The following is a 23,474-nucleotide window of genomic DNA, read 5'->3' on the forward strand; positions in this document are numbered from 1 at the left end:
AGACCGGCAGAAGCAGCGTGGCGTCAAACTGCCGTGCAGTCGTTTCTCCAGCTCGATCAGAACCAATAGCCGAAGTTCATCCGTGAGGCGGTGATGCCATTGTCGCCGGTGAGGTAGCTCAGGCCCGCGCGGAAATAGGTACGTGCCGTATTGGCGCCCTTGTTGGTTCCCAGCGTAATGCCGATCTCCTGGTATTGGTTGGAATACAGGGTGGAGCCGGTGTAGTTGGTAATGATGTAGGAGAACTCAAGCGCCTGCTTGGGGCCGAACAGGGATGTGGGCATGGAGAACAGCACGCCATTGCGGAACACCGTGTTGGTGACCTTGGGGTCCACCGAGTAGTCACCCACGCTCAGCTGACTCGACTGCAGGTAACCCACCATGTTGCCGATGGCTAGGTCATAGCCGTCGAGCTTGAGGGTGTACTGGCTGGTGAGGGAGGCGGCCATCATGGCGGCCGCACTGCCCAGATCCACGCTGCCGGTCACGCCATAACCAATAGCCGGCATCAGCGCCCATTCGTCGGTGATCGGTGTGCGGTAAGACACACCGAGATTTACGCCATAGGCCTTGGCACCTGCCGAGTCGCTTTGCGAGATCGGCATGTAGAAAGTCCACTGCTTGCGCGGGTCCAGATCAGAACGGATGGTGTAGGACAGCGGCAGGGCCACGGTATCGGTTTTGACGTGTCCAGTGTCCGTTGACTGCAGGGACAGCCCTACACCGACCAGGTTGTTGCTTGAACTGCCTTGCTCGTCGGTGCTCTTGATGTTGGAGGCGAACTGCGTGAACCCGCGGTCAAAGTCATCCGCCACCATGCGACTCTGCAGGGAGCTCGGGTTGCCTGCAACCGGGCTGATGGGGGAATACTGCGTCAGCTTCTGCTGAATGCCGCTCAGAATGTCGCTGCCGTTGGCCTTGAGGTAGTCGAACAGATCACTCTTGTTGCCGTCCCGTGTGGACTGCGCGTTGAAGCTCTTGCTGATGTTCAACCCCGGAATGTTCAGGTCCACTTGCGTCGAGTTGGTGATGGTGCTGATGACGATGGGAAAGCCCAGATAGCCCGCACGAATCACGGCCGCAGAATTCGCGTTGTACTGCGAGTTGATGTTACTCAGTCCTGCTGTGGTCAGCTGATTCTTCAGATCTTCCAGTGTGGTTGCGCCAAAGGGGTTGGATACGGTGCCACCCGTGACCGTGACGTCGTTTCCTGAGACGGTGTATCCGCTGTTCACACCTACCACTAGATCAAATGCCTTGCCCGTAAGCAGAGGGTCTGCATGGCTTGCACACCAAGGTGCTGCGCCTAGGGTCAATACCAGTCCGAGACGGGCGGAGAAAGTGAAAGCCGAGTGGTTACGGGTCATCAGAATTACCTCCAAGCAACAAAATTTATCTAGTTGGAAGTTATTCTGCACCATGTTGCTCCGTTTGGAGCAAGCCTTACTTCAAGATTACTTTACGGAAGAAAATATGAACGCTCGTACTATTTCAATAGCCAGTCACGATGGCCGTAGTTTTGACGCCTATATGTCACTGCCACCCACCGGGCGCGGCCCGGGTCTGCTGATCCTGCAGGAAATCTGGGGCGTCAATGCGCACATTCGCGCAGTGGCAGATCAATACGCCATGGACGGCTACGTGGTGTTGGCACCCGATGTGTTCTGGCGCCAGCAACCCCGTGTGGACCTGGGCTATGACGAAGAGGGTTCCAAGCAGGCTCGCAACTACATGATGAATCTGGATGCGCCCAACACGGTGCTGGACCTGCAATCCGCTGCACAGGTCTTGCGGGGCTTGCCTGAGCTGGACGGTGCTGTCGGTGCGGTGGGGTATTGCATGGGTGGTCGCCTAGCCTATGCGCTGGCGGCCACCGGTGCCATCGATGCGGCGGTGTGCTACTACGGCGGACGCATCCAGGACAACCTCGGTATTGCGCCCTCCATCCAGGTGCCCATCCTGTTTCACTATGCCGAGCGCGATGCGCACATTCCTATGACCGCGGTGGAAGCAGTCAAGGCCGCCTTTGCCGGACGCAGCAATGCAGAGTTCCATGTCTACCCCGGAGTCGACCACGGTTTCAATTGCTGGGGCCGGCCCATGTATAACCAGCGCGCCTCGGCGCTGGCCCATGGACGCACGCTGCAATGGCTGGCTGAAAAACTGGTTTGAGCGCAGCCCCTGAGAGCTTCCGTTCCGACCTGGTGCGCTGGCGGCAATTGGTGAGCGTGCCATGGCTTGCCAGGCTGATTGCGGGGCGGCAAGTCGCTGCCGCGCCGGCGCGCAGTTGGAAACTTTTCGAAGTTGCCTGTGATGGACGAGCGGCATATCGGGAGGGCCACATTCCTGCTGCGGGCTATCTCGATACGTTGCAGTTTGAAAACGCTCCGCTTTGGAACAAGGTGGCGGATGCGGAGTTACTCCGCGTGATGGAAGAAGCGGGAATCGGCCCACACACCACCATGATCCTGTATGGACGCAATACACTGGCCGCGGCGCGCGTGGCGCATCTGTTGCTGTACGCCGGGGTGCAGGATGTGCGGCTGCTCGACGGCGGTTTTGATGCATGGTGCGCGACGGGGCAGCCTCTCCATCATGGAGACGAACAGCAGTCCATTGCTTCTGTATCACATGGCGTCTGGCCCGGCAGCTTCCCTGCGCGGCCCGAGCTCTTGGTGGACATGGATCAGGCCAAGAAACTGCTGGATGATCACCAAGGTACCCTGGTCAGCATACGCAGCCGTGCCGAGTTCATGGGTGAGACTTCGGGCTATGACTACATCGCTGCGCGGGGCGAAATACCCGGCGCCCTGTGGGGGCACGCGGGCCGCGATGGCGACGTCAACCACATGGGTAGTTTTCAATTGCCCGATGGGCGCATGAAGCCTGCGGCCGACATCGCTGCGGTCTGGGCCGAAGCGGGCATTCACCCGCACATGCACATCGCTTTTTACTGCGGCACCGGCTGGCGCGCATCGCTGGCCTTTTTCTATGCCTGGCTGATGGGTTGGGAGCACATTGGTTTGTACGACGGCGGTTGGCTGGAGTGGAGCAGTGACCCGGCCAATCCGGTGGTGTGCCGGTGCGATATGCCCTAGCGGCATTGGCTCCGTCATCACCGCCGCTGCTGGCCCCACGCTGGTGGAAATCTGCGTCTAAATTCGAGTCACCATGAATACCCGCGATCCACGTTTTGACATCCTCTTTGAGTCGGTCCAGATCGGCCCGGTAAAGACCAAGAACCGTTTCTACCAAGTGCCCCACTGCAACGGCATGGGACACGGCAAGCCGCAATCCCTGGCCGCCATGCGCGGCGTCAAGGCCGAGGGGGGCTGGGGTGTGGTGTGCACTGAGGAAATCGAAATCAGCCCGTACTCCGAGACCGCGCCCTACATGGAAGGTCGGCTGTGGGATGAGCGCGACATCCCGGCCTTGCGCCTGATGACCGACGCCTGCCATGCGCATGGCGCGCTGGCCGGTGCCGAGCTCTTCTTCAACGGCTATGCCACGGCCAACCGCTACAGCCGCGAGATTCCCATGGCACCCTCGCATACGCCGGTCCAGGCCAACGACCCCATCCAGGCGCGCACCATGGACAAGCGCGACATTGCCAACGTGCGGCGCTGGCATCGCAATGCCGCCCTGCGCGCGCGCGACGCTGGTTTTGATCTGGTGTATGTGTACGCTGGCCATGACTTAGGGCTGCCCATGCACTTCCTCTCACGCCGCACCAACCGGCGCACCGATGAATACGGCGGCAGCCTGGAGAACCGTGTGCGCTTTCTGCGCGAGCTCATCGAGGACACCAAGGACGCGGTGGGCGACCGCTGCGGCGTGGTGGTGCGTCTGGCGGTGGACCAGTTGCTGGGACCGCTGGGTATCACCTCCGCCAACGAAGGGCGCGATGCGATTGCGCTCTTGGCCGAGCTGCCGGACCTGTGGGACGTGAACATTGCCGACTGGTCCAACGATAGCCAGACTGCGCGCTTTTCGCAGGAGGGTTACCAGGAGCAGTACATCGCCCACGTCAAGCAGCTCACCACCAAGCCGGTGGTGGGGGTAGGGCGCTACACCTCGCCCGACGCCATGGTCTCGGCCATCAAGCGTGGCGTGATGGACCTCATAGGTGCGGCCCGGCCCAGCATTGCCGATCCATTTCTGCCTGCCAAGGTGGAGCAGGGGCGTGTGGATGAAATCCGCGAATGCATAGGCTGCAACATTTGCGTGACGGGCGACCAGTTGTGTGTGCCCATCCGCTGCACCCAGAACCCCACCATGGGGGAGGAATGGCGCAAAGGCTGGCATCCGGAACGCATTGCACCGGCACAGTCCAAGGACACCGTGCTGGTGGTGGGCGCCGGGCCGACGGGGCTGGAGCTGGCGCGGGCACTGGGTCAGCGGGGCTACGAAGTGGCTCTGGCCGATGCCGGCAAGCGCGTGGGTGGCCGGCTGCTGAACGACGCCGCGTTGCCCGGCCTTTCGACCTGGATGCGTGTGGCTGACTGGCGTATGCAGCGCATACAGACCATGTCCAACGTCAACCTGTATCTGGACAGCCGTCTGACAGCGGATGACGTGCTGGGCTTTGGCTTCAACCGCGTCTTCGTGGCCACGGGTTCCACCTGGCGCAAGGACGGGCTGGGGCGACAGCACCGCGCACCGTTGATCGACACCGCCGACGCTGCGTTGGCGCCGCGCATCTTCACCCCAGATGACGTATTTTCCGGCGCCGCCATTGCGTCGCCTGTAATGGTCTATGACGATGACCACTACTACATGGGTGGAGCCATTGCCGAGCAATTGCGCAGACGAGGGCTGGAAGTGCATCTGGTCACCCCCAGCGTCAAGGTGTCCGAGTTCACCGACATGACCATGGAGCAGCACCGCATCCAGAGCGGTCTGCACAAGCTGGGCGTGCAGATCCGTACCAACGCCGAGGTGGCCGCCATCCAGACCGACGGCGCCGGGTTGGCGGTGGAACTTTGCGACGTGTATTCGGATGCGCGCACCACCCTGCGCTGTGCCAGTGTGGTGATGGTCACCATGCGCGACCCGGCGGATGCCTTGTATGTGCAATTGCAGGCGCGTGAGGCCGACTGGCCCACAGCCGGCATACGCAGCGTGCAGGTGCTGGGTGACGCTTATGCGCCGGGTACCGTTGCCGCCGCCGTGTATGCAGGGCACCGTGCCGCACGGGAGCTGGATGCGCCAGCCTTGCCGCTGGACACGGTGCCCTTCCAGCGAGAATTCATCCGGATAGGAGAGGCGACGCGCTAGCGCGCCACCGGGTTCAGGCAGTCTGCAACTGCACCTTGGACTGCTTGCGCAGGCCCAGGGTAATCAGCAACATGGTTGCCATTAGGGCCGCGACCACATAGTAGGCCTTGGCAAAGCCTTCCACGCCACCACCGCTGAAGTCGGCCAATGCGCTGATGGTGGCGGCTGCGGTCAGCGTGCCCACCGCGGTGCAGATGTTGATCAGCCCCTGGGCTGCGGCGCGCACGTCCTGCGGTGCTTCGTCGATGGCGATGGAACGTAGCGCACCGCCTACCACGATGCCCACACCCAGACCGACCGGAACGGACGCGACCAGAAACAGCCACAGTCCGAAGGAGGTGATGGCGGTCAACCCGTAGCCCAGCGACAGCATGGCAAAGCCCAGCAGAATCATGGTGCGTGCGCCCAGGCGATTGAGCAGCCTGCCGCCGCCGCCAGAGCCCAGCATGGAACACACCACCATGGGCAGCAGCACAAAGCCGGCGTGCTGCGAGGTCACGCCATAGGCATGGGTGGCAATCGAGGTCAGGAAGATCACGCTGCCCATTCCGTAGCCCGCGCCCGCGGCCAACAGATAGGTTGTCGCAAGCTGGCGGTTTTCAAAAAGGAAAATGGGAATCAGAGGCTGGGTTGCGCGCCGCTCCACCACGACCAGAAGTGCCAGCAACAGCGCCACTGCCAGCAGCAGCCAATGCCACAGCGCCGTGCCCAATACCGGGTCCACCAACGGGTCCAGCACGCGGGTGATACCCAGTACCAGGGCGCTCAGCAGAACAAAGGTGACGGCAATGCCGCTGACGTCCAGTGGAGCCTGTGCAGCTCGGCTGCGGTGCTGAGGCAACACTTTGGCGCCCAGGTAGAGGATGACGGCGGCAATCGGCAGGTTCAGCAGAAAGATCCAGTGCCAGCTCAAAGCCACCATGAGGGCGGACGCCAGCGGGGGGCCGAGTACAAAGGCCATGCCATAGGTGGCCCCGATGAGGCCCAGCATCTTGCCGCGCTTCTCCGGCGCAAACATGTCGCCCACCACGGCACTGGCCGTGGGCGTGATGCCGCCTGCACCCATGCCTTGCACGGCGCGGCTGACAATCACCATCCAGAAACTGGGAGACAGGGCAATCAGCAGGGAGCCCAGGGCGAAAACCGACACGCTGAAAAGGTAGATCGGGCGGCGTCCGTAGCGGTCACTCAGGTTGGCCATGAGTGCCGTGCTGCACAGCGAGAACAGCACAAACACGCTCATCACCAGGCCGACCGCACGGTTGTCCACGCCAAAGGTTTCTCGCAGCACGGGAATCGCCGGCCCCACGATGGCGGTGTCCAGCGCGGCCATGAAGACCCCGGTGAAGAGTACGGCGATCAGCCCCTTGGGCGGCGCGTTTTCATCCGGCTTAGCAGTGACTGACATGGACTCCCACTCGTGAACATCGCTCAGCGGATGCGTGGCAGATTATAGGAGCGCCCAGATGGCAGGCGCTGCCCTGCGCGCGGGGCCGCCATGCGCAGTGTTACTTGCAGGACCATTGCTCCGACGTGATCCAGCGGCACTTGGGATCAAAGCCGGCATGGCCACCTGGGTCCAGCACGGGCGGAGGGGATTCCGTGGCGGGTTTGGGCTTTTCTACTTTGACGGATTCGATCAGGCGCCGCGTCTGCTCCTGTGTTTCCAGATCGCGCAGGGCGATCTCCAAAGCCTTGCCCCTGGAATACCCCTCCTTCACATGCTGGCGCGTACGCGACTCGACGAAGGCAATGAGGTCATCGCGGCGTCTTGCGCTTCTGGGATTGAGTTCGGGATGGTCCCGCTCTGCCTGTTGCAGGGCCTTCTGGTATTGCCGCGCCTCTTCGGATTTGGCGGTGTCAACCTTTGGGGGCGGGTTGGACGGTGGGGCACTGGCCGCCAATGCCGGTGGCGCCGGTTCCGAAGCTGGCACAAGCGGGGCCGATGCGGGCGCCTCAGATGCAAGTGCCACAGCGGGTTGCGCCATCGCCACGGGAGTGGCCGCCTTGAGTGCTTGCGTCGGGCGCATGAACCAGTAGCCACCAAAGCAGAGCAACACAAACAGCACGCTGCCAAGAACGGTCACTACGGCAATGGAGCGAGAGGCCGTCGTTGCTGATGCCGCAACCTGGGGTGCCGCAGACAAATCCTCTTGCGGCTGGGTATCCGCAAAATCAGTTCCGCCCGTTGCCTGCCGGGCGGCGAGTGGCCGAAAACGTGCCGCGGCCAACGCCTCAATGCGCGCCTGCTCCTCCTGGCGCTGCGCTTCTTCTGCTGCTTTCAATTCGGCAGCAATGGCGGCAGCTTCGCTGGCTTCCCGGGCCGTTTTGGCTGCATGTTCGGCCATCGCCTGCTCCTCCTTGAGCCGCCAGGCCAGCCGCCGTGCTTCTTCCGCGTCCAGATCGCGTTTGGTTGCCTGCCAGGCAACTTGCTCATCGTGCTTCTTCTTGCTCGCCGGATGGGTCAGTGTGCGATACGCCTCGTCCAGCAATTTGAGTTGTTCTGCCAGGGACCCTGCGCTGTCCACCCCTGGGTCGGATTGCAGTTTTTGCAACCGTGCCCTGTAGGCCTGCGCGATCTCCATCTCGGTGGCTGCACGCGTAAGACCCAGGATTTCGTAATAGTTCCGGAATCGTTCCATGACGGCTTGTTTCCCCCTTCAAGCCGTCAAGATTACTCCATCAAGGCGTCAGGTTCCCGAAAGCGACTGGGCGATGGAACGCTTGAACGGCGTGACCTTGTCGCTCACGCGCAGCAGCAGTTGGCGCGCCAGTTTGGCCGCCATGGATTCACGGGTATAGATCTCCACGATCAGACGTGTCATCCAGAACAGGGGCAAGGTGGCGCGCTTCTGGCGGCCCTCGTAGCGCTGCAGCAGGCTGGTGCCGCCAATATCGCCGCGCGTGTGCAATGCGGTGGCGATTTCCCGTGTCAACGCGTCCACGCTGAGCAGGCCGAAATTGAATCCGTGTGCGGTCACCGGATGCATGCCCACCGCCGCGTCCCCCACGGTGGCAAAGCGCTGTGCCACCAGCCGTTGGGGGTACACGGCTACCAGCGGGTAGTTGTGGCGGGTGCTGCACAGTTGCATGGCGCCCAGCCGGTTGCCAAAGCGTTGGGCCACCGCCGCATTGAATGCTTCGGGCTCCATGCGCATGAGCGCATCGATGGCGTGGCTGGCCAGCGTGATCACCACCGACGCACGGTGCTTGCCCGTCTCTGGATGCGGGTTCATGGGCAGCAGCGCCAACGTCTGGCCATAGCCAAACCATTCCCAGGCGGCAAAGTCGTGCGGCTTCTCGAAGGTCATGGCGCAGACCAGCATGTTCTTGCCGAAGTCGTGCATATGGGCGGCAATGCCCATCATGCGCCGCGTGCTGGAGAACCGGCTGTCGGCTGCCACCACCAGCTTGCTGCGCAGCACCTCGCCGCTGGCCAGGGTGACGGTGGCTTCGCTGGCGGAAGTGCGTACGTCGCTGACCTTTGCTCCGGTGAGTAGGGTGATGTCCTTGTTGGCATTGGCAGCATGCTGCATGCCTTGCCAGGCGGCGCGCCGTATCAGGTGGTTGGACACCAGCCAGCCCAGCTCTGTTCCTTTGCCCAGCTCGTGGCCAATCGTCATGGAGAAGATATTCGGTCCGTCAATGACCTTGGCGTCCTTGAGCGGTGCGATGTCCTTGCCGTCCATCAGGTCCCACAAGCCCAGCCCTTTGAGCAACGTGGCGGAGCGCTGGGTGAGTGCGATTTCCCGCCCGTCAAAAATGGGCGCCTCCAGCGCTTCGCGGTCTTGCTGCTCGATCAGCAGAATCTTGAGTTTGCGCCCGCTGAGCGACTTGGCCAGGCACAGGCCGGCCGGGCCAGCACCCACAATGATGACGTCTGCATCCATAAAGGGAAATTGGTTTTCTGATCCGAAGCCGCGAGGCTAGCGCTTTGCCGTGACCGGTCTTTGCTTTTGGTCAAGGGTTTTGCAATTGCAGGCGTTATCATCCGGCCATGTCACGCCTGCTCATCCTGTTTCTGATCGCCTTGCTGCCGTTGCGCGGCTGGACGGCGCAGCGCATGGTGATGGACATGGATGCGCCAGCAGCTGTTGTCAGCATGCAGCAGCAGACTGGCATGAGCGAAGACTGTGCACTGCATATGCAGATGGCGGCCGCGCTCCATGGCGATCAGGACCAAGACGCCAAGCAGCACGCGGGCTGCCAATCCTGCGATATCTGCATGCCTTTGGCGGCGTTGGATGAGGCCCCTGCGATGGCCTTGAAACCAATTCCCCACGCAGTACCGGTGCGCTTCCCAGGCACCTTCGAGAGCGCCGAACCCGCGCGCTACGCCAAGCCACCCATTTCCTGACTTCCACGCCCTAGGTGCGTCCGCAATCTGCGGCACGCGTGGTTCGGGTCGCCAAGACCCATCAAGTCAGGAGTTTTTTCATGAATCGCTGGATTGTTTCGCTGGCGCTGCTGTGCGCCACGTCCGTATGGTCTGCACCCGAGTGGGTGCGGGGAGAAGTCACCAAGATCGCGCCCGAAAAAGCGCAGGTCACCCTCAAGCACGAAGCCATCAAGAGCATGGGCATGGAGGGCATGACCATGCCCTACAAAGTCCGCGATGCGGCGCAGCTCAAAGGCTTCAAGCCTGGAGATGCGGTGCGCTTTACCGTGCAGATGCAGGGTGACCAGATGGTCATCGAAGCACTGGAGCACGCCAAGTGAAGCAGCCATTGCTGCGCGCGGTCGTCGCCACGGCGGCCGCGCTGGTCGTGGCTGGCGCCGCCGCGCAGTCTGATGCCAATCCGCCCGGCGCCACGGTGGAGTCGCTGCTGGAGATTGCGCGGCAGAACAACCCGGAGCTGGCCACCATGCGCCATGAGGCGGATGCCGCACAGGAGCGTGTGGCGCAGGCGGATGCGCTGCCCGACCCGCGCTTCAAGCTGGAGCTGCAGGACGTCACCCGCATGGGCGCGCAAAACCCCACGCTGTGGCCGTCCGACGTGGGCAGCACGCGCTACACCCTGTCGCAGGAACTGCCCTGGTTCGGCACGCGTGAGCTCAAGAGTGCACAGGCCCACTACACGGCACAGGGTGCGCAGACTGCGGCGCAGGGCGTGTGGGTGGATCTGGCCTCGCGCATCAAGCTGGCCTATGCCCAGCTCTACTTTCTGAGCCGCAGCCAGCGCCTGAGCCAGGAGATCCTGGGGTTGATGCAGACCTTGGAGCAGATGGCCCAGGTGCGCTACGCCGCCGGCCTGGCTCCCCAACAGGACGCCATACGCGCCCAGACCGAGCAGACCGCCATGAAGAGCGAGCTGATTGGCATGCAAAGCGAATTGCGCCAGGCGCGTGCCCGCTTGAACGGCTGGCTGGCGCGCCCCGCGCAGGCCGAACTGGCCGAGCCGCAGAGCCTGCGCGCATTGCCGCAGCCCGACCTGCTTGACGCTGAGGCGCTGGAGCAGCGTGCCCGTGCGCGCAATCCGCAGCTGGCGGCCGACGAGGCGCGTGTGAATGCAGCGGATGCGGGGCAGGCGCTGGCCATGAAAGGCCGCTATCCCACCCTGATCGTGGGCATCGCGCCGACCCAGTTCCAGAACGACTTCAAGACCTGGGACCTGATGCTGGAGATGAACATCCCGCTCTGGCAAGGCACACGCCGCGCGCAGGAGCGCGAATCGGTCGCCATGGCAGAGGCCGCGCGTGCGCGGCGTGACACCACGCGCAACCAGCTGCTGTCGGACCTGAATGAGAACCTCGCGGCATTGCAGAGCGCGCAGCAGACAGAAGGCCTGGTCGCCAGCAGTCTGTTGCCGCAAGCCGAGCTGACCCTGCAGGCTGCACTGGTGGGCTACGAGGCCGGCAAGGTGGACTTTGCCACCGTGCTGGACGCGCAGCGCCAGATCCGTCAGGCCAAGCAAACCCGCATCAAAGCCCAGGCCGAAGGCCAGGCGCGTCTGGCGCAAATCGAGCGCCTTCTGGGAGAAGACCTATGAACAAGAACATCACGGTACTGGTAGCTGCCCTGGCGCTGGCCGGCATCGCCGCAGGCGGCGGAGTTTGGTGGGGTACGCACCATGCACAGGCAACATCATCTGCCTCCGTCCAAGCCACATCCCCAGCTGTGCCCAAGGAGCGCAAGATCCGCTTCTACCGCAACCCCATGGGCCTGCCCGACACCTCGCCCACGCCCAAAAAGGACCCCATGGGCATGGACTACATTCCGGTCTATGAGGGAGAAGAAGAAAGTTCACCCGCTGCGACCAACCAGCTGCAGTTCAGCGCCGACAAGGTGCAGAAGATGGGCGTCCGCACCGAAGCGGCCGCCTTGCGCGTGTTGGACAAGGCGGTGCATGCAAGCGGCCGCGTCGAGCCCGATGAGCGGCGCAGCTACACCATTGCACCGCGCTTTGAAGGCTATGTGGAAAAGCTGCATGTCAATGCCACGGGGCAGTCCGTAGCCAAGGGGCAGCCGCTGTTTGAAGTTTATGCACCGGATCTGCTGGCCGCGCAGCGCGAATACGCCATTGCCGTGCAGGGTGTGCAGAACCTGGCCCAGGCTGGGCCCGATGCGCAAAAGAGCATGCAGCAACTGGCCGACGCCAGCCTTGCGCGCTTGCGCAACTGGGATGTGAGCGAGGAGCAGATCAAGGAACTCACGCGCTCAGGCGCTGCCAAGCGCACGCTGACCTTCCGCTCGCCGGTGAGCGGGTTTGTGTCGGAGAAAAAGGCCGTGCAAGGCATGCGCTTCATGCCCGGCGATGTGCTGTACCAAGTCAGTGACCTGTCGTCGGTATGGGTGGTGGCCGATGTGTTCGAGCAGGACATTGCCGCGGTGCGCACCGGTGCCCGGGCGCGGGTGACCATCGATGCCTACCCGGGCAAGACGCTGGATGCGGCGCTGACCTATGTCTACCCCACGTTGAACGCCGAGACGCGTACCGTGCCGGTGCGGCTGGAGCTGGCCAACCCGGGCGGCATGCTCAAGCCCGGCATGTTTGCGCAGGTGGAGCTGGCCGTGGGCGGCAAGGCGCGGGTGCTGACGGTGCCGTTGTCCGCAGTCATCGACAGCGGCAAGCGCCAGCTGGTGCTGGTGCAAATGGGTGAAGGGCGTTTTGAGCCGCGCGACGTCAAATTGGGCGCGCGCAGCGACAACTATCTGGAAGTGCTGGAGGGTGTGAAGGAAGGCGAGCAGGTGGTCGTCTCCGCCAACTTCCTGATCGATGCCGAGAGCAACCTGAAGGCCGCTGTGGCGGGTTTTGGTGCTGCTGAAGCCAGCGCGCCCGCTGCAAACACGGCCAGTCATGTGGGCGTGGGCAAGGTGGTCGAAGTCGATGCCAAGACGCAAAGCGTCACCATCAGCCACGGCGCCATTGCCAGCCTCAAATGGCCGGCCATGACCATGGACTTCCTGCTGGCCAACAGCGCGCTGCTCAAGGATCTGAAGCCCGATGCAGCCATCCGCTTCGAGTTCGTGGAACGTGGCAAGGGCGAGTGGGTCATCACCCACATCACTCCGCAACCCAGGTAGCCACCATGCTTGCAAACATCATTGACTGGTCCGGCCGCAACCGCGTGCTGGTGCTGCTGGCTACCCTGTTCGTAACGCTGGCGGGCGTGTATGCAGTGCTCAGGACACCGCTGGATGCGCTGCCCGATTTGTCGGACGTGCAGGTCATCGTCTATACCGAGTTCCCAGGTCAGGCACCGCAGGTGGTGGAGGACCAGGTGACGTATCCGCTGACCACGGCCATGCTCTCGGTCCCCAAGTCGCGCGTGGTGCGTGGCTTTTCGTTCTTCGGCGCCTCGTTTGTGTACGTGATTTTCGAGGATGGAACCGACATCTACTGGGCGCGTTCGCGGGTGCTGGAATACCTGAACTTTGCCGCTGGCCGCATGCCCCAGGGCGTGACGCCGTCCCTGGGGCCGGACGCCACCGGCGTGGGCTGGGTCTACCAGTACGCGCTGGTTGCCAAGAACAAGACCTTGGCCGAGCTGCGCACCATCCAGGACTGGTATTTGCGCTACCAGTTGGCCAAGGCCCACGGCGTGGCGGAAGTGGCGTCCATTGGCGGCTTTGTGCAGACCTACCAGGTCACGGTGGACCCCATCAAACTGCGGGCCTACGGCATCCCTTTGAACAAGGTGTCGCAGACCATACGCGACTCCAACCGCGACGTGGGCGGGCGCGCCATCGAGATGGCCGAGACCGAGTACATGGTGCGCGGCAAGGGCTATCTGCGCGGTGTGGGCGACATCGAGAACCTGGTGCTCAAGAGCGACAAGGGCACGCCCGTGCTGGTGCGTGACGTGGCGCGGGTGGAGCTGGTGCCGGATGAGCGGCGCGGCATCACCGAACTCAATGGCGAGGGTGAAGTGGTCTCGGGCATTGCCATGGCGCGCTACGGCCAGAATGCACTGGAGGTGATCTCCAACATCAAGGACAAGATTGCCGAGGTGTCTGCTGGCCTGCCCGAAGGGGTCAGCATCGTCCCCGTGTATGACCGCTCCGACCTGATCCACCGGGCCATCGAGACGCTCAAGCACACCCTGCTGGAAGAGAGCCTGATCGTGGCGGCGGTGTGCGTGGTCTTTCTGCTGCACGTGCGCTCGGCGCTGGTGGCCATCCTGATGCTGCCGGTGGGGGTGTTGATCGCCTTCATTGCCATGCACCTGCTGGGCATGAACTCCAACCTCATGAGCCTGGGCGGCATTGCCATCGCCATCGGCGCCATGGTGGATGCGGCTATCGTGATGATCGAGAACGCGCACAAGCACATCGAGCGGCTGCAGCCGGGCGAGTCGCGCGCCCAGGCCATTGTGGCGGCGTGCAAGGAGGTCGGGCCCGCGCTGTTCTTCTCGCTGCTGATCATCACCGTGTCGTTCCTGCCGGTGTTCACGCTCGAGTCACAGGAGGGGCGCCTGTTCTCGCCGCTGGCCTACACCAAGACGTTCTCCATGGCGGGCGCGGCCCTGCTGTCGGTGACGCTGGTGCCGGTGCTGATGATGCTGTTCATCCGCGGTCCGGTCATGCCAGAGGCCAGGAACCCGGTAAACCGTTTCCTGATCTGGATCTACCGGCCCATCATCGCTTGGGTCATGCGCTGGAAGAAGCTCACCATTGCGTTGGCGCTGGCCATTCTGGGTGTTTCGCTGGTTCCGGCGTCACGGCTGGGGTCGGAATTCATGCCCACCCTGAACGAGGGCACGCTGCTGTACATGCCGTCTTCGCTGCCGGCCATGTCCATCACCAAGGCCGCGCAATTGCTGCAGACGCAGGACAAGATCATCAAGAGCTTCCCTGAGGTGGAGTCGGTCTACGGCAAGGCCGGGCGTGCCAACACGGCGACCGACCCGGCGCCTACCGAGATGTTCGAGACGGTGATCAACCTCAAACCCGAATCGCAGTGGCGCGCGGGCATGACCACCGACAAGCTGATTGCCGAGCTGGACAAGGCGCTGCAGTTCCCCGGCGTGTCCAACGCCTGGACCATGCCGATCAAGGCGCGCATTGACATGCTGTCCACCGGCATCCGCACGCCCATAGGCATCAAGGTGTTTGGCAAGGATCTGGGCGAGATGGAGCGCCTGGCCAAGGAGATCGAGGCGGTGGTGAAGAAGGTGCCGGGAACGACCTCGGCCTTTGCCGAACGCATTACCGGTGGCTACTACATCAACATCGAGCCGGACCGCACGCAGCTGGCCCGCTACGGTCTGGCAGTCGGTGACTTACAGGACGTGATCGGAACCGCACTGGGCGGCGAGATGGTGACCACCACCGTGGAAGGGCGGGAGCGCTTTGGCGTGACGGTGCGCTATCCGCGCGACCTGCGTGCCAGTCCGCAGCAGATTGCCAGCGAGATCCTGGTGCCCACCATGGGCGGCGCCATGATTCCCCTGGGTCAGGTGGCCAAGGTGGAAATCGCCCGCGGCGCGCCGGGCATACGCACCGAGAACGCGCTGCTGTCGGCCTACATCTATGTGGACATCCGCGACCGGGACATTGGCAGCTACGTTAAAGAAGCGCGCCAGGCCGTCAATGCGCAGGTGAAGTTCCCCAGCGGCTACTACGCCACCTGGAGCGGGCAGTTCGAGTCCATGGAACGGGCCACGGAGAAGATGAAGATCGTGGTGCCCGTCACCCTGCTCATCATCTTCCTGTTGCTGTACCTGAACTTCCGGCGCCTGACCGAGACGCTGATCGTCATGCTCTCGGTACCGTTTGCGCTGGTGGGTGGGGTCTGGCTGATGTGGGCGCTGGGCTACAACCTGTCGGTGGCTGTGGCCGTGGGCTTCATTGCCCTGGCCGGGGTGGCCGCCGAAACCGGCGTGGTGATGCTGATCTACCTGGACCACGCCTGGGAGGCTGCACAGCAGCGGCGCCAGGCGGAAGATGCTGTCGCAGGTCCGCAGGACCTGTATGACGCCGTCATGGAGGGTGCCGTGGAACGCGTGCGGCCCAAGATGATGACTGTCGTGGCCATCATGGCCGGGCTTTTGCCCATCCTGTGGGGCACCGGTACGGGGTCCGAAGTGATGAGCCGCATTGCTGCGCCCATGGTGGGCGGCATGGTGTCTTCCACCGTGCTGACGTTGGCCGTGATTCCGGCCCTCTACGCCCTGGTCAAGCAGTGGCGCATGGCGCCACGCTGAAAGGCCGTTTTAGTGGACAGTGCGTGCTGCAGCGGCCGCTTCGATTTCGTGGCGGTCGGCAGCGGCAAACAGGTCTTGCGCGAAGTCGGGGTCCTTTTGCTGGATTTCGGCAGCGTAGGTACGCAGTTGTTCGGCTTCTTCGTAGGCAGTCAGAGGCTGGGCGGGAGCCACAGGCGCCACGGCGGTGCGGAAAACCGCAGTTGCCAGGTGCTTGAAGGCGACGCCGACTTCAGCCAAGGCGGTGCCGATGTTGCTGCCGCTGGTACGGGGCAGGGAATGTGCGCTAATTACGGTAGTGGACATGAGATCCTCCTAAGAAAAGTGATCGTGTTGCAGTGCAGTATAGGGTAAACCCTAGGGGTTTTCCTAGGGTTTACCCTAATCCCATGGTGTCTTAGGGGGAATTGGGTTGCATGCACGCAACACGCCGGGCGACGCCGGCTCAGGAGTGGTCGCTGTGCAGCCGGTCGCGCCGGGCCAGATCCGGGAAAAGCTTGAGCCAGGCTGCCGCTACCAGCATGGTGCCAATGCCACCGGACACGACGGAAAACACCGGTCCAAAGGCAGCGGCGACGGCGCCCGATTCAAATTCGCCCAATTGGTTGGAGGCTCCGATGAAGATGGAGTTCACGGCCGAAACGCGCCCGCGCATCTCATTGGGGGTTTCCAGCTGCACCAGGGTGCTGCGTGTGACCACGCTGATGCTGTCGGCAGCACCGGTCACCAGCAGCGCGACCAGAGACAGGCCGAAACTGTGCGACAGGCCAAACACCACGGTGGCCAAGCCGAATACGGCAACGGCAACCAACAGCTTTTTGCCAACCCAGCGTTGCAGAGGCCAGCGCACCAGTACCAGGGAAGTAGCCAGTGCCCCTACCGCCGGTGCTGAGCGCAGCATGCCCAGCCCCAACGGCCCGGTCTGCAACATGTCGCGCGCAAAAATGGGTAGCAGCGCCGTTGCACCGCCCAGGAGTACGGCAAACAGGTCCAGGCTGGTGGCGCCCAAAATGACTTTATGCCGCCAGACAAAACCCACACCGGCCAGCACGCTGCTCCAGCTGGCGGAGCCCTGTGCCGGCACGTGCTGGTACCGGACCATGAGCGCCAGTGCGGCTGCAACCACCAGCAAACCGGCGCTGCTGGCATAGACCGCAGCAGGCCCCGCACCGTACAACAAGCCACCGAGTGCGGGTCCGCAAATGATGGCCACCTGCATGGCACCCGAGCTCAGGGTGAGGGCACGCTGCAGCATGGCGGTCGGTACCAGTTGTGGGGTCAGAGCCTGTTGGGCCGGCATCTGGAAGGCGCGGGTCATGCCCAGCAGCACCGAAATGCCCAGGATCAGTTCCCGGTTGGCAAACTGGAAGTGAACGGCCAGTAGCAGCAGCAATGCAGCAACGGCTTGCATTGCCATGCAGACCGAGAAGATGTGGCCCCGGTGCACGCGGTCCGCCAAATGGCCGGCGGGCAAGGTGAGCAGCAGGGCCGGCACAAACTGGAACAGCCCCACCAGACCCAGATCCCAGGCGCTGGAGGTGATGTCGTACATGTGCCAGGCCAGCGCCACCATCAGCATCTGCAGCGAGGTGGTGCCAAACAGGCGTGCCAGCCAGAAGCGCACAAAGCTGCGCTGTGCAAACAGCTCCTTAAGACTCCCGTCCGACATGGCTTGCAAGGCCCGTCTTACAGGGGAGCGGCTTCGTCGGTTTCCTTGCCGCGCGGGCTGATGCTCAGGGTGGATTGGCGCACGGCGGCCTTTTCACCGGCGCTGGCAAACTTGCTGTGCTTGCCCAGTACGCCAACCATTTGCGCATACACGCGCGGGTTGCCGGCCAGGCATTCCTGCTGGTCCAGGAAGTCCGCTTCGCCCGAAAAATTGCCCACCAGGCCGCCCGCTTCGGTCACCAGCAGCGAACCCGCGGCCACGTCCCAGGCCTGCAGGCCCTTCTCAAAGAAGGCATCGGTGTAGCCTGCGGCCACGTAGGCCAGGTCCAGGGCGGCAGCGCCCGGGCGGCGCAGACCGGCGGTACGGCGCATGACCTCACCCATCATCACCAGATACTGGTCGAAGTCGTCACCCTGGCGGTAAGGGAAACCGGTGGAAACCAGTGCTTCCTTGAGCTGGGTGCGCTTGGAGACGCGGATGCGGCGGTCGTTAAGGAAAGCACCACGGCCCTTGGTGGCGGTGAACAGGTCATTGCGGGTGGGGTCGTACACCACGGCTTGTTCCACTTTGCCACGCACGGCCAGGGCAATGCTCACGCAATAAGTGGGCAGGCCGTGGATGAAGTTGGTGGTGCCGTCCAGCGGATCGATGATCCAGACGAATTCGGAGTCCTGTGCGCCGTGTTCCTTGCCAGACTCTTCGGCCCAGATGCCGTGACCGGGGTAGGCGGTGAGCAGGGTTTCTATGATCGCGGCTTCTGCGGCCTGGTCCACTTCGGTGACAAAGTCATTGGCCTTTTTTTGCGACACACGCACGGACTCGATATCGAGAGCGGCGCGGTTGATGATGGAACCGGCGGTGCGGGCGGCCTTGATGGCCACATTGACCATGGGGTGCAGATTGAGCGACATAGATTGTGGGGGGAAGAACAGGTGATACCGCGGTGGCGATGCAGGCGGCGACAATAGCCGGATTTTACCGGTTTCCATGCAGACACGTTTTATCCTCATCCAGACCAGCCACGCCGGCAACGTGGGCGCAGCCGCCCGGGCCATGAAAACCATGGGTTTTGACGACCTGGTGCTGGTGGCGCCGCGCTGGGCCAATGTGCTGCGCCGGGAGGAAACTATCCAGCGCGCCAGCGGCGCCCTGGATGTGCTGGAAAAGTGCCGCATCGTGGAAACCCTGGACGAAGCGCTGGAGGGCATGACGCATCTGTGTGCCACCGCCATGACGCCACGCGACTTTGGTCCACCGACCACCACGCCGCGCGAGCACTTCAGCCAGCTGGTGGCGCGCATGGTGCAGGAGCGCAGCGAAACCGCAAAGCCGCAGCACGAAGGCATTGCCTTCCTGTTCGGCTCCGAGCGCTTTGGCATGCGCAATGAGGACGTGTACCGCTGCAACGTCTGCTTGAGCATCCCCAGCAACCCGAAATTTGGCTCGCTCAACATCGGAGCTGCCTTACAGGTGATTGCCTATGAGTGGCGCCTGGCGCTTGGCGGTTTTGCCGATGCACCCGCCCTGCCGCAAGGCGCGTCCAAGGTGGCCGATGCGGCGCAGGTCAGCGGCATGTTGGCGCATCTGGAGCAGGCGTTGGTGGCGCTGGAGTTTCTGGACCCGGCCGCACCCAAGAAGCTCATGCCCCGTCTCAATGCATTGTTCAACCGCGCCGAAGTGACGCAGGAGGAAATCCACATCCTGCGTGGAATAGCCAAGTCGATCTTGCAGCACACCGGTAATTCCACCCCGGTGGCGTTGTCAAACGAGGGCCCCCAGCCGACGCCCGAGCGCAGCGTTTAGACTCTTCCCATGTTTGCCCGCCTACGCTCCGACATCCAATGCATTCTTGACCGTGACCCTGCTGCGCGCAGTACCTGGGAGGTGCTGACCTGCTATCCGGGGCTGCATGCGGTGGTGCTGCATAGGCCGGCGCACTGGTTCTGGACGCATGGTTTTCTGTGGCTGGGCCGCTTTACCTCGCATGTGTCGCGTTTCCTCACTGGCATAGAAATCCACCCCGGCGCCAAGCTGGGTGAACGCGTATTCTTTGACCATGCCATGGGCACTGTGGTGGGTGAGACCGCAGAAATTGGCGACGGCTGCACCATCTACCAGGGTGTGACCCTGGGCGGTACCTCGCTCTACAAGGGTGCCAAGCGCCATCCCACGCTGGGCAAGGACGTGGTGGTGAGCGCTGGCGCCAAGGTGCTGGGTGGTTTTGAAGTCGGTGACGGCGCCAAGATTGGCAGCAACGCTGTGGTCATCAAACCCGTACCCGCCGGTGCAACCGCTGTGGGCATTCCCGCACGCATCATCCAATCCAAGGCCGGTGAAAGTGCCGATGTGGCACCCACCGACAGCAAGTTCTCGGCCTACGGCATTACCAAGGAAAACGATCCCTTGAGCCAGGCCCTGCATGGTCTGGTCAACAGCGCCGCATCGCAGGACCACCAGATTGCCTTGCTTTGGCAGGCGATCGAGACGCTCTCCAGCCGCAAGGACGTCAGCAGTGACTGTGTTCCGGCGGACGCCGCGCGCAAGGAATGCTTTGAGGCTGAAAAGCTCAACCAGCTGATTGCCGAGTAGGCCGCTGCGCCGATTTGGGCCGGAAGGCCTTGCAGACGGCGTCGTTGGTTTCCAGATACGGCCCACCAATCAGGTCAATGCAGTAGGGCACGGCGGCAAAAATGCCCTGCACCTTGCTGTTGCCCTCGGCATCTCTCAATCCTTCCAGCGTTTCGGCAATGGACTTGGGTTGGCCGGGCAGGTTGATGATCAGGGTCTTGCCACGGATCACCGCCACCTGGCGTGACAGGATGGCCGTAGGCACAAACTCCAGGCTGACACGGCGCATCTGCTCACCAAAGCCGGGCATTTCCTTGTCGGCAATGGCCAGCGTGGCTTCGGGTGTTACATCGCGCTGTGCCGGCCCGGTGCCGCCAGAGGTGAGCACCAGTGCGCAGCCGGCGTCCACCAGTTCCACCAGGGTCTTGCTGATCTCCTGCTGCTCGTCGGGGATCAGGCGCGCTTCGAAGTCGATCGGGTTGAGCAACGCGCGCGACAGCCAGTCCTTGAGCGCGGGCAGGCCTTTGTCTTCGTAAATGCCGCTGGAGGCGCGGTCACTGATGGAAACAATGCCGATCTTGACGGTGTCTGGGGGCGCACTAGCTTGGCTCATGGGATTACTCAGTCGTCGTGGTCGGTTTCACTGGCTTGCGCATCGGAAGCCTGGTCGCCTTGCGCGTGGGCACTGGTCAGTTGCTCGCGCACCAGCTGGAAAATTTCGCGGTAGGCGCGGCCATGGCGCGGCGCCATGCCGGGTTTCTCCGGTTTGGCATCCTTGCGCGCCTGGCGTACCAGGGCGCGCAGTTGCTGGCTGTCGGTGCCCGGGCTCAGGTTGATCCATTGGCCCACGGCATCGTCGTCTGCAACCAACCGGTCGCGCCATTGCTCGGCCTGGTGCAGTAGCAGGGTTTCCTTGGCCGACGGCATGTGCTGCTCTTCCAGTGCGGCGCGGATCTCTTCAATCTTGCTGGCTTCGAGTTTGCGCATGAGCTTGCCGATGAATTGCATCTGGCGGCGCAGGCCTTCGAAGTTGCTGATGCGCTTGGCCTCTGCGACGGCTTCCACCAGCTTTTCCGGCAGGTCCAGGCGGGTCATCAGTTCTGCACGCAGGGTCAGCAAATCTTCGCCGAGTTTCTGTTGCTCGTCGCTTTCGCGTTTGAGGTCGGTACGGCTGGGCTCGTCGGAACCTTTGAGCTCGCGCTTGTACTCCAGATCGAGTGCGCTGCCCTCGGCGACGAATTGGCCCTTGACGTAATAGCCTTTTTTAAGTTTGCGTGACATAGCCAAGTATCATAGCCTTCGCCATGAAGAAACACCCCACCTCGCGCCAAGCTGCGCCCTCCAAGCCCACCTCCACCGCCATCCGCTCCGCCAAACCGTCGGATTCCGGCTTTGCATACACGCTGCCATTCTTTGAGTCCCTGGCCGACAAAACGCTGGCAGAAGCCCGAAAAGCCGGTGCCACCGATGCCGGTGTGGAAGTGTCCGAAGGCTGTGGCCTGAGCGTATCGGTGCGCAATGGTGAGCTGGAGAATGTAGAGCGCAACCGCGACAAGTCGCTGGGCGTGACTGTCTACGTCGGACACCGCCGCGGCAACGCCAGCACCTCCGATTTTTCCGACGCAGCCATCGCGCAGACAGTGCGCGCGGCATACGACATCGCCCGCTTTACCGCCGAAGACCCGTTTGCCAGCCTTCCGGATGAGGCCGATATTTCGCCTGTGGCAGACCGCAAGCGTGACCTGGACCTGTTCCACCCCTGGGCGGTTACCAGTGAGCAGGCAGCCCAACTGGCACTGCAATGCGAAGCTGCCGCCTTGTCCGTGGACAAGCGCATCACCAACAGCGAAGGTGCTGCCGTGTCGGCCCAGCAATCGCAATTCTTCAGCGCTCATACGCATGGCTTTCGCGGTGGTTACGCCACCTCGCGCCATTCGCTGTCAGTCTCGCCCATTGCCGGCAAGGGCGACGACATGCAGCGCGATGCCTGGTACAGCTCGCAGCGCCGCGCCGAAGAGCTGGCGTCGCCTGAGGCCGTGGGGCGTTACGCGGCGGAGCGTGCCTTGAGCCGTCTCAAGGCACGCAAGATCGCGACCGTGGAATGCCCGGTGCTGTTCGAGTCCCCTTTGGCAGCGGGTTTGTTGGGTGCCTTTGTGCAAGCGGTGAGCGGCGGTGCGCTGTACCGCAAGAGCACCTTCCTGCTCGACAGCCTGGGCAAGCAGGTGTTTCCCAAGCACATCGACATTTTTGAAGACCCCTTCATCCTGGGCGGCAAGGGCAGCTCGCCCTTCGACGACGAGGGTGTGCGGGTGCAGGCGCGCCAGGTGGTGGAAGCCGGCAAGGTCGGCGGCTATTTCCTCAGCAGCTACTCCGCCCGCAAACTGGGCATGCGCACCACCGGCAACTCCGGCGGTTCCCACAATCTCACCTTCACCTCGCGCCTGACCCAGGCTGGCGACAACCTGGACGCCATGCTGCAGCGGCTGGGAACTGGCCTGTTCGTGACCGAGCTGATGGGGCAGGGCGTGAACTACGTCACCGGCGACTACTCCCGTGGTGCCAGTGGCTTCTGGGTCGAAAAAGGCCGCATCAAGTTCCCGGTCCACGAGATCACCATCGCTGGCAACATGAAAGCCATGTTCAAGGGCATCGAGGCGATTGGCGCGGATACCTACAACTATGGGGCCAAGACGGTGGGGTCCGTCTTGATCAACAAGATGAAGGTTGCCGGGAGCTGATTGAAAATCAGGCCAGCGCAGCCTTGACAGCTGAAGAAACAACAGCCATCTCCGCCTTCCCGGCCAGCCGCGTCTTCACCACAGCCATGACCTTGCCCATATCTCCAGGCCCCTTGGCGCCCAGTTCGGCAACGATGGCTTTGACTTCGACCAGCACCTCGTCGGCGGACATGCGCTGGGGCAGGTAGACCTGCAGTACCTTGATTTCGGCGGATTCCTTGTCGGCCAGGTCCTGGCGACCGGCGCCTTCGTAGGCGGCAACCGAGTCCTTGCGTTGCTTGATCAGTTTGTCCACCAGAGCGACTACGGCGGCATCGTCCAGCACGATGCGTTCATCCACTTCACGCTGCTTGCAGGCGGCCAGCAGCAGGCGGATGGTGCCCAGGCGCTCGCTGTCCTTGGCGCGCATGGCGGTCTTCATGTCTTCGGTGATTTGGTCTTTGAGGGACATTGCGGTTCTCCAGAAGTGAGCGGCTAAAAAAGAGGTCTCAGAATGAAAAATGCCCGCCGGAGCGTCCCCAGGCGAGCATTTTGTGTCCGGCAGATCCTTGTGAACCTGCGGGCGGGAAGCTCAAAAC

At 62.8% G+C, this 23,474-nt stretch carries 21 protein-coding genes; 11 read left to right on the forward strand and 10 right to left on the reverse strand.

The features are described 5' to 3' along the window. Window positions 1–56: 56 nt before the first annotated feature. Window positions 57–1,367, reverse strand: a complete 1,311-nt coding sequence (locus tag AC1RMF_RS18350; protein ID WP_493143367.1) for a hypothetical protein — start codon at window positions 1,365–1,367, stop codon at window positions 57–59. 106 nt (window positions 1,368–1,473) lie between these two features. On the opposite strand from AC1RMF_RS18350, the gene AC1RMF_RS18355 reads away from it, so the two are divergent. The 3 genes from AC1RMF_RS18355 to AC1RMF_RS18365 all read left to right on the forward strand — a co-directional run bounded on the left by AC1RMF_RS18355 (window position 1,474) and on the right by AC1RMF_RS18365 (window position 5,277). After that, window positions 1,474–2,172 (forward strand): dienelactone hydrolase family protein, encoded by a 699-nt coding sequence (locus tag AC1RMF_RS18355; RefSeq protein WP_493143369.1) that lies wholly within the window; start codon window positions 1,474–1,476, stop codon window positions 2,170–2,172. Continuing rightward, a complete protein-coding gene (locus tag AC1RMF_RS18360) occupies window positions 2,169–3,098 on the forward strand; it encodes a sulfurtransferase (protein ID WP_493143371.1) in 930 nt (309 codons plus the stop codon). The genes AC1RMF_RS18355 and AC1RMF_RS18360 overlap by 4 nt, the downstream gene beginning before the upstream one ends. 73 nt (window positions 3,099–3,171) lie before the next feature. Further along, window positions 3,172–5,277: an oxidoreductase gene (locus AC1RMF_RS18365; RefSeq protein WP_493143373.1), complete on the forward strand. Its 2,106-nt coding sequence runs from the start codon at window positions 3,172–3,174 to the stop codon at window positions 5,275–5,277. A gap of 13 nt (window positions 5,278–5,290) precedes the next feature. Here AC1RMF_RS18365 and AC1RMF_RS18370 read toward each other — a convergent pair whose 3' ends face one another. The 3 genes from AC1RMF_RS18370 to ubiM form a co-directional block, all read right to left on the reverse strand. Further along, window positions 5,291–6,685: an MFS transporter gene (locus AC1RMF_RS18370; RefSeq protein ID WP_493143374.1), complete on the reverse strand. Its 1,395-nt coding sequence runs from the start codon at window positions 6,683–6,685 to the stop codon at window positions 5,291–5,293. 100 nt (window positions 6,686–6,785) lie between these two features. After that, complete coding sequence (locus AC1RMF_RS18375; RefSeq protein WP_493143376.1) at window positions 6,786–7,919, reverse strand: J domain-containing protein; 1,134 nt, start codon at window positions 7,917–7,919, stop codon at window positions 6,786–6,788. Window positions 7,920–7,967: 48 nt separating this feature from the next. After that, window positions 7,968–9,167 (reverse strand): 5-demethoxyubiquinol-8 5-hydroxylase UbiM, encoded by a 1,200-nt coding sequence (gene ubiM / locus AC1RMF_RS18380; protein ID WP_493143378.1) that lies wholly within the window; start codon window positions 9,165–9,167, stop codon window positions 7,968–7,970. 107 nt (window positions 9,168–9,274) lie between these two features. On the opposite strand from ubiM, the gene AC1RMF_RS18385 reads away from it, so the two are divergent. The 5 genes from AC1RMF_RS18385 to AC1RMF_RS18405 all read left to right on the forward strand — a co-directional run bounded on the left by AC1RMF_RS18385 (window position 9,275) and on the right by AC1RMF_RS18405 (window position 15,924). Next, window positions 9,275–9,634 (forward strand): hypothetical protein, encoded by a 360-nt coding sequence (locus AC1RMF_RS18385; RefSeq protein WP_493143380.1) that lies wholly within the window; start codon window positions 9,275–9,277, stop codon window positions 9,632–9,634. Window positions 9,635–9,714: 80 nt separating this feature from the next. Continuing rightward, window positions 9,715–9,996 carry a copper-binding protein gene (locus AC1RMF_RS18390; RefSeq protein WP_342618509.1) on the forward strand — a complete coding sequence of 94 codons (282 nt, stop codon included), beginning with the start codon at window positions 9,715–9,717 and terminating at the stop codon, window positions 9,994–9,996. Beyond that, a complete protein-coding gene (locus AC1RMF_RS18395; protein ID WP_493143382.1) occupies window positions 9,993–11,267 on the forward strand; it encodes a TolC family protein in 1,275 nt (424 codons plus the stop codon). The genes AC1RMF_RS18390 and AC1RMF_RS18395 overlap by 4 nt, the downstream gene beginning before the upstream one ends. Beyond that, window positions 11,264–12,802: an efflux RND transporter periplasmic adaptor subunit gene (locus AC1RMF_RS18400; RefSeq protein ID WP_493143383.1), complete on the forward strand. Its 1,539-nt coding sequence runs from the start codon at window positions 11,264–11,266 to the stop codon at window positions 12,800–12,802. Before AC1RMF_RS18395 ends, AC1RMF_RS18400 begins: the two co-directional genes overlap by 4 nt. A 5-nt stretch (window positions 12,803–12,807) precedes the next feature. After that, entirely contained in the window at window positions 12,808–15,924 is a 3,117-nt protein-coding gene (locus tag AC1RMF_RS18405; RefSeq protein ID WP_493143385.1) for an efflux RND transporter permease subunit, read from the forward strand. 9 nt (window positions 15,925–15,933) lie between these two features. Here the strand turns inward: AC1RMF_RS18405 and AC1RMF_RS18410 are convergent, their stop codons facing one another. From AC1RMF_RS18410 to AC1RMF_RS18420, 3 genes are all read right to left on the reverse strand, one after another. Further along, entirely contained in the window at window positions 15,934–16,227 is a 294-nt protein-coding gene (locus AC1RMF_RS18410) for a hypothetical protein (RefSeq protein ID WP_493143386.1), read from the reverse strand. 139 nt (window positions 16,228–16,366) lie between these two features. Beyond that, the gene (locus AC1RMF_RS18415; RefSeq protein ID WP_493143388.1) at window positions 16,367–17,590 is read right to left on the reverse strand and encodes an MFS transporter; all 1,224 of its coding nucleotides are present in this window, start codon (window positions 17,588–17,590) and stop codon (window positions 16,367–16,369) included. Window positions 17,591–17,607: 17 nt separating this feature from the next. Next, window positions 17,608–18,501 (reverse strand): inositol monophosphatase family protein, encoded by an 894-nt coding sequence (locus tag AC1RMF_RS18420; protein ID WP_493143389.1) that lies wholly within the window; start codon window positions 18,499–18,501, stop codon window positions 17,608–17,610. Between the two features lie 76 nt (window positions 18,502–18,577). On the opposite strand from AC1RMF_RS18420, the gene AC1RMF_RS18425 reads away from it, so the two are divergent. Both AC1RMF_RS18425 and cysE read left to right on the forward strand, forming a co-directional pair. Then, window positions 18,578–19,393, forward strand: a complete 816-nt coding sequence (locus AC1RMF_RS18425; RefSeq protein ID WP_493143391.1) for an RNA methyltransferase — start codon at window positions 18,578–18,580, stop codon at window positions 19,391–19,393. Between the two features lie 9 nt (window positions 19,394–19,402). Beyond that, the gene (gene cysE / locus AC1RMF_RS18430; RefSeq protein ID WP_493143392.1) at window positions 19,403–20,179 is read left to right on the forward strand and encodes a serine O-acetyltransferase; all 777 of its coding nucleotides are present in this window, start codon (window positions 19,403–19,405) and stop codon (window positions 20,177–20,179) included. Here the strand turns inward: cysE and mog are convergent. Both mog and yjgA read right to left on the reverse strand, forming a co-directional pair. Continuing rightward, window positions 20,157–20,771, reverse strand: coding sequence for a molybdopterin adenylyltransferase (gene mog / locus AC1RMF_RS18435; protein WP_493143393.1), 615 nt, complete (start codon window positions 20,769–20,771; stop codon window positions 20,157–20,159). The two genes, cysE and mog, sit on opposite strands and share 23 nt — an antisense overlap. Before the next feature lie 8 nt (window positions 20,772–20,779). Continuing rightward, complete coding sequence (gene yjgA / locus AC1RMF_RS18440; protein WP_493143395.1) at window positions 20,780–21,439, reverse strand: ribosome biogenesis factor YjgA; 660 nt, start codon at window positions 21,437–21,439, stop codon at window positions 20,780–20,782. Window positions 21,440–21,462: 23 nt separating this feature from the next. Between yjgA and pmbA the strand changes: the two genes are divergently transcribed. Next, window positions 21,463–22,896, forward strand: a complete 1,434-nt coding sequence (gene pmbA, locus AC1RMF_RS18445) for a metalloprotease PmbA (protein ID WP_493143396.1) — start codon at window positions 21,463–21,465, stop codon at window positions 22,894–22,896. A gap of 7 nt (window positions 22,897–22,903) precedes the next feature. Here the strand turns inward: pmbA and AC1RMF_RS18450 are convergent, their stop codons facing one another. Further along, window positions 22,904–23,347 (reverse strand): GatB/YqeY domain-containing protein, encoded by a 444-nt coding sequence (locus AC1RMF_RS18450; RefSeq protein WP_493143398.1) that lies wholly within the window; start codon window positions 23,345–23,347, stop codon window positions 22,904–22,906. Window positions 23,348–23,474 lie beyond the last annotated feature (127 nt).

The organism is Rhodoferax sp. GW822-FHT04A08 (assembly GCF_058801025.1).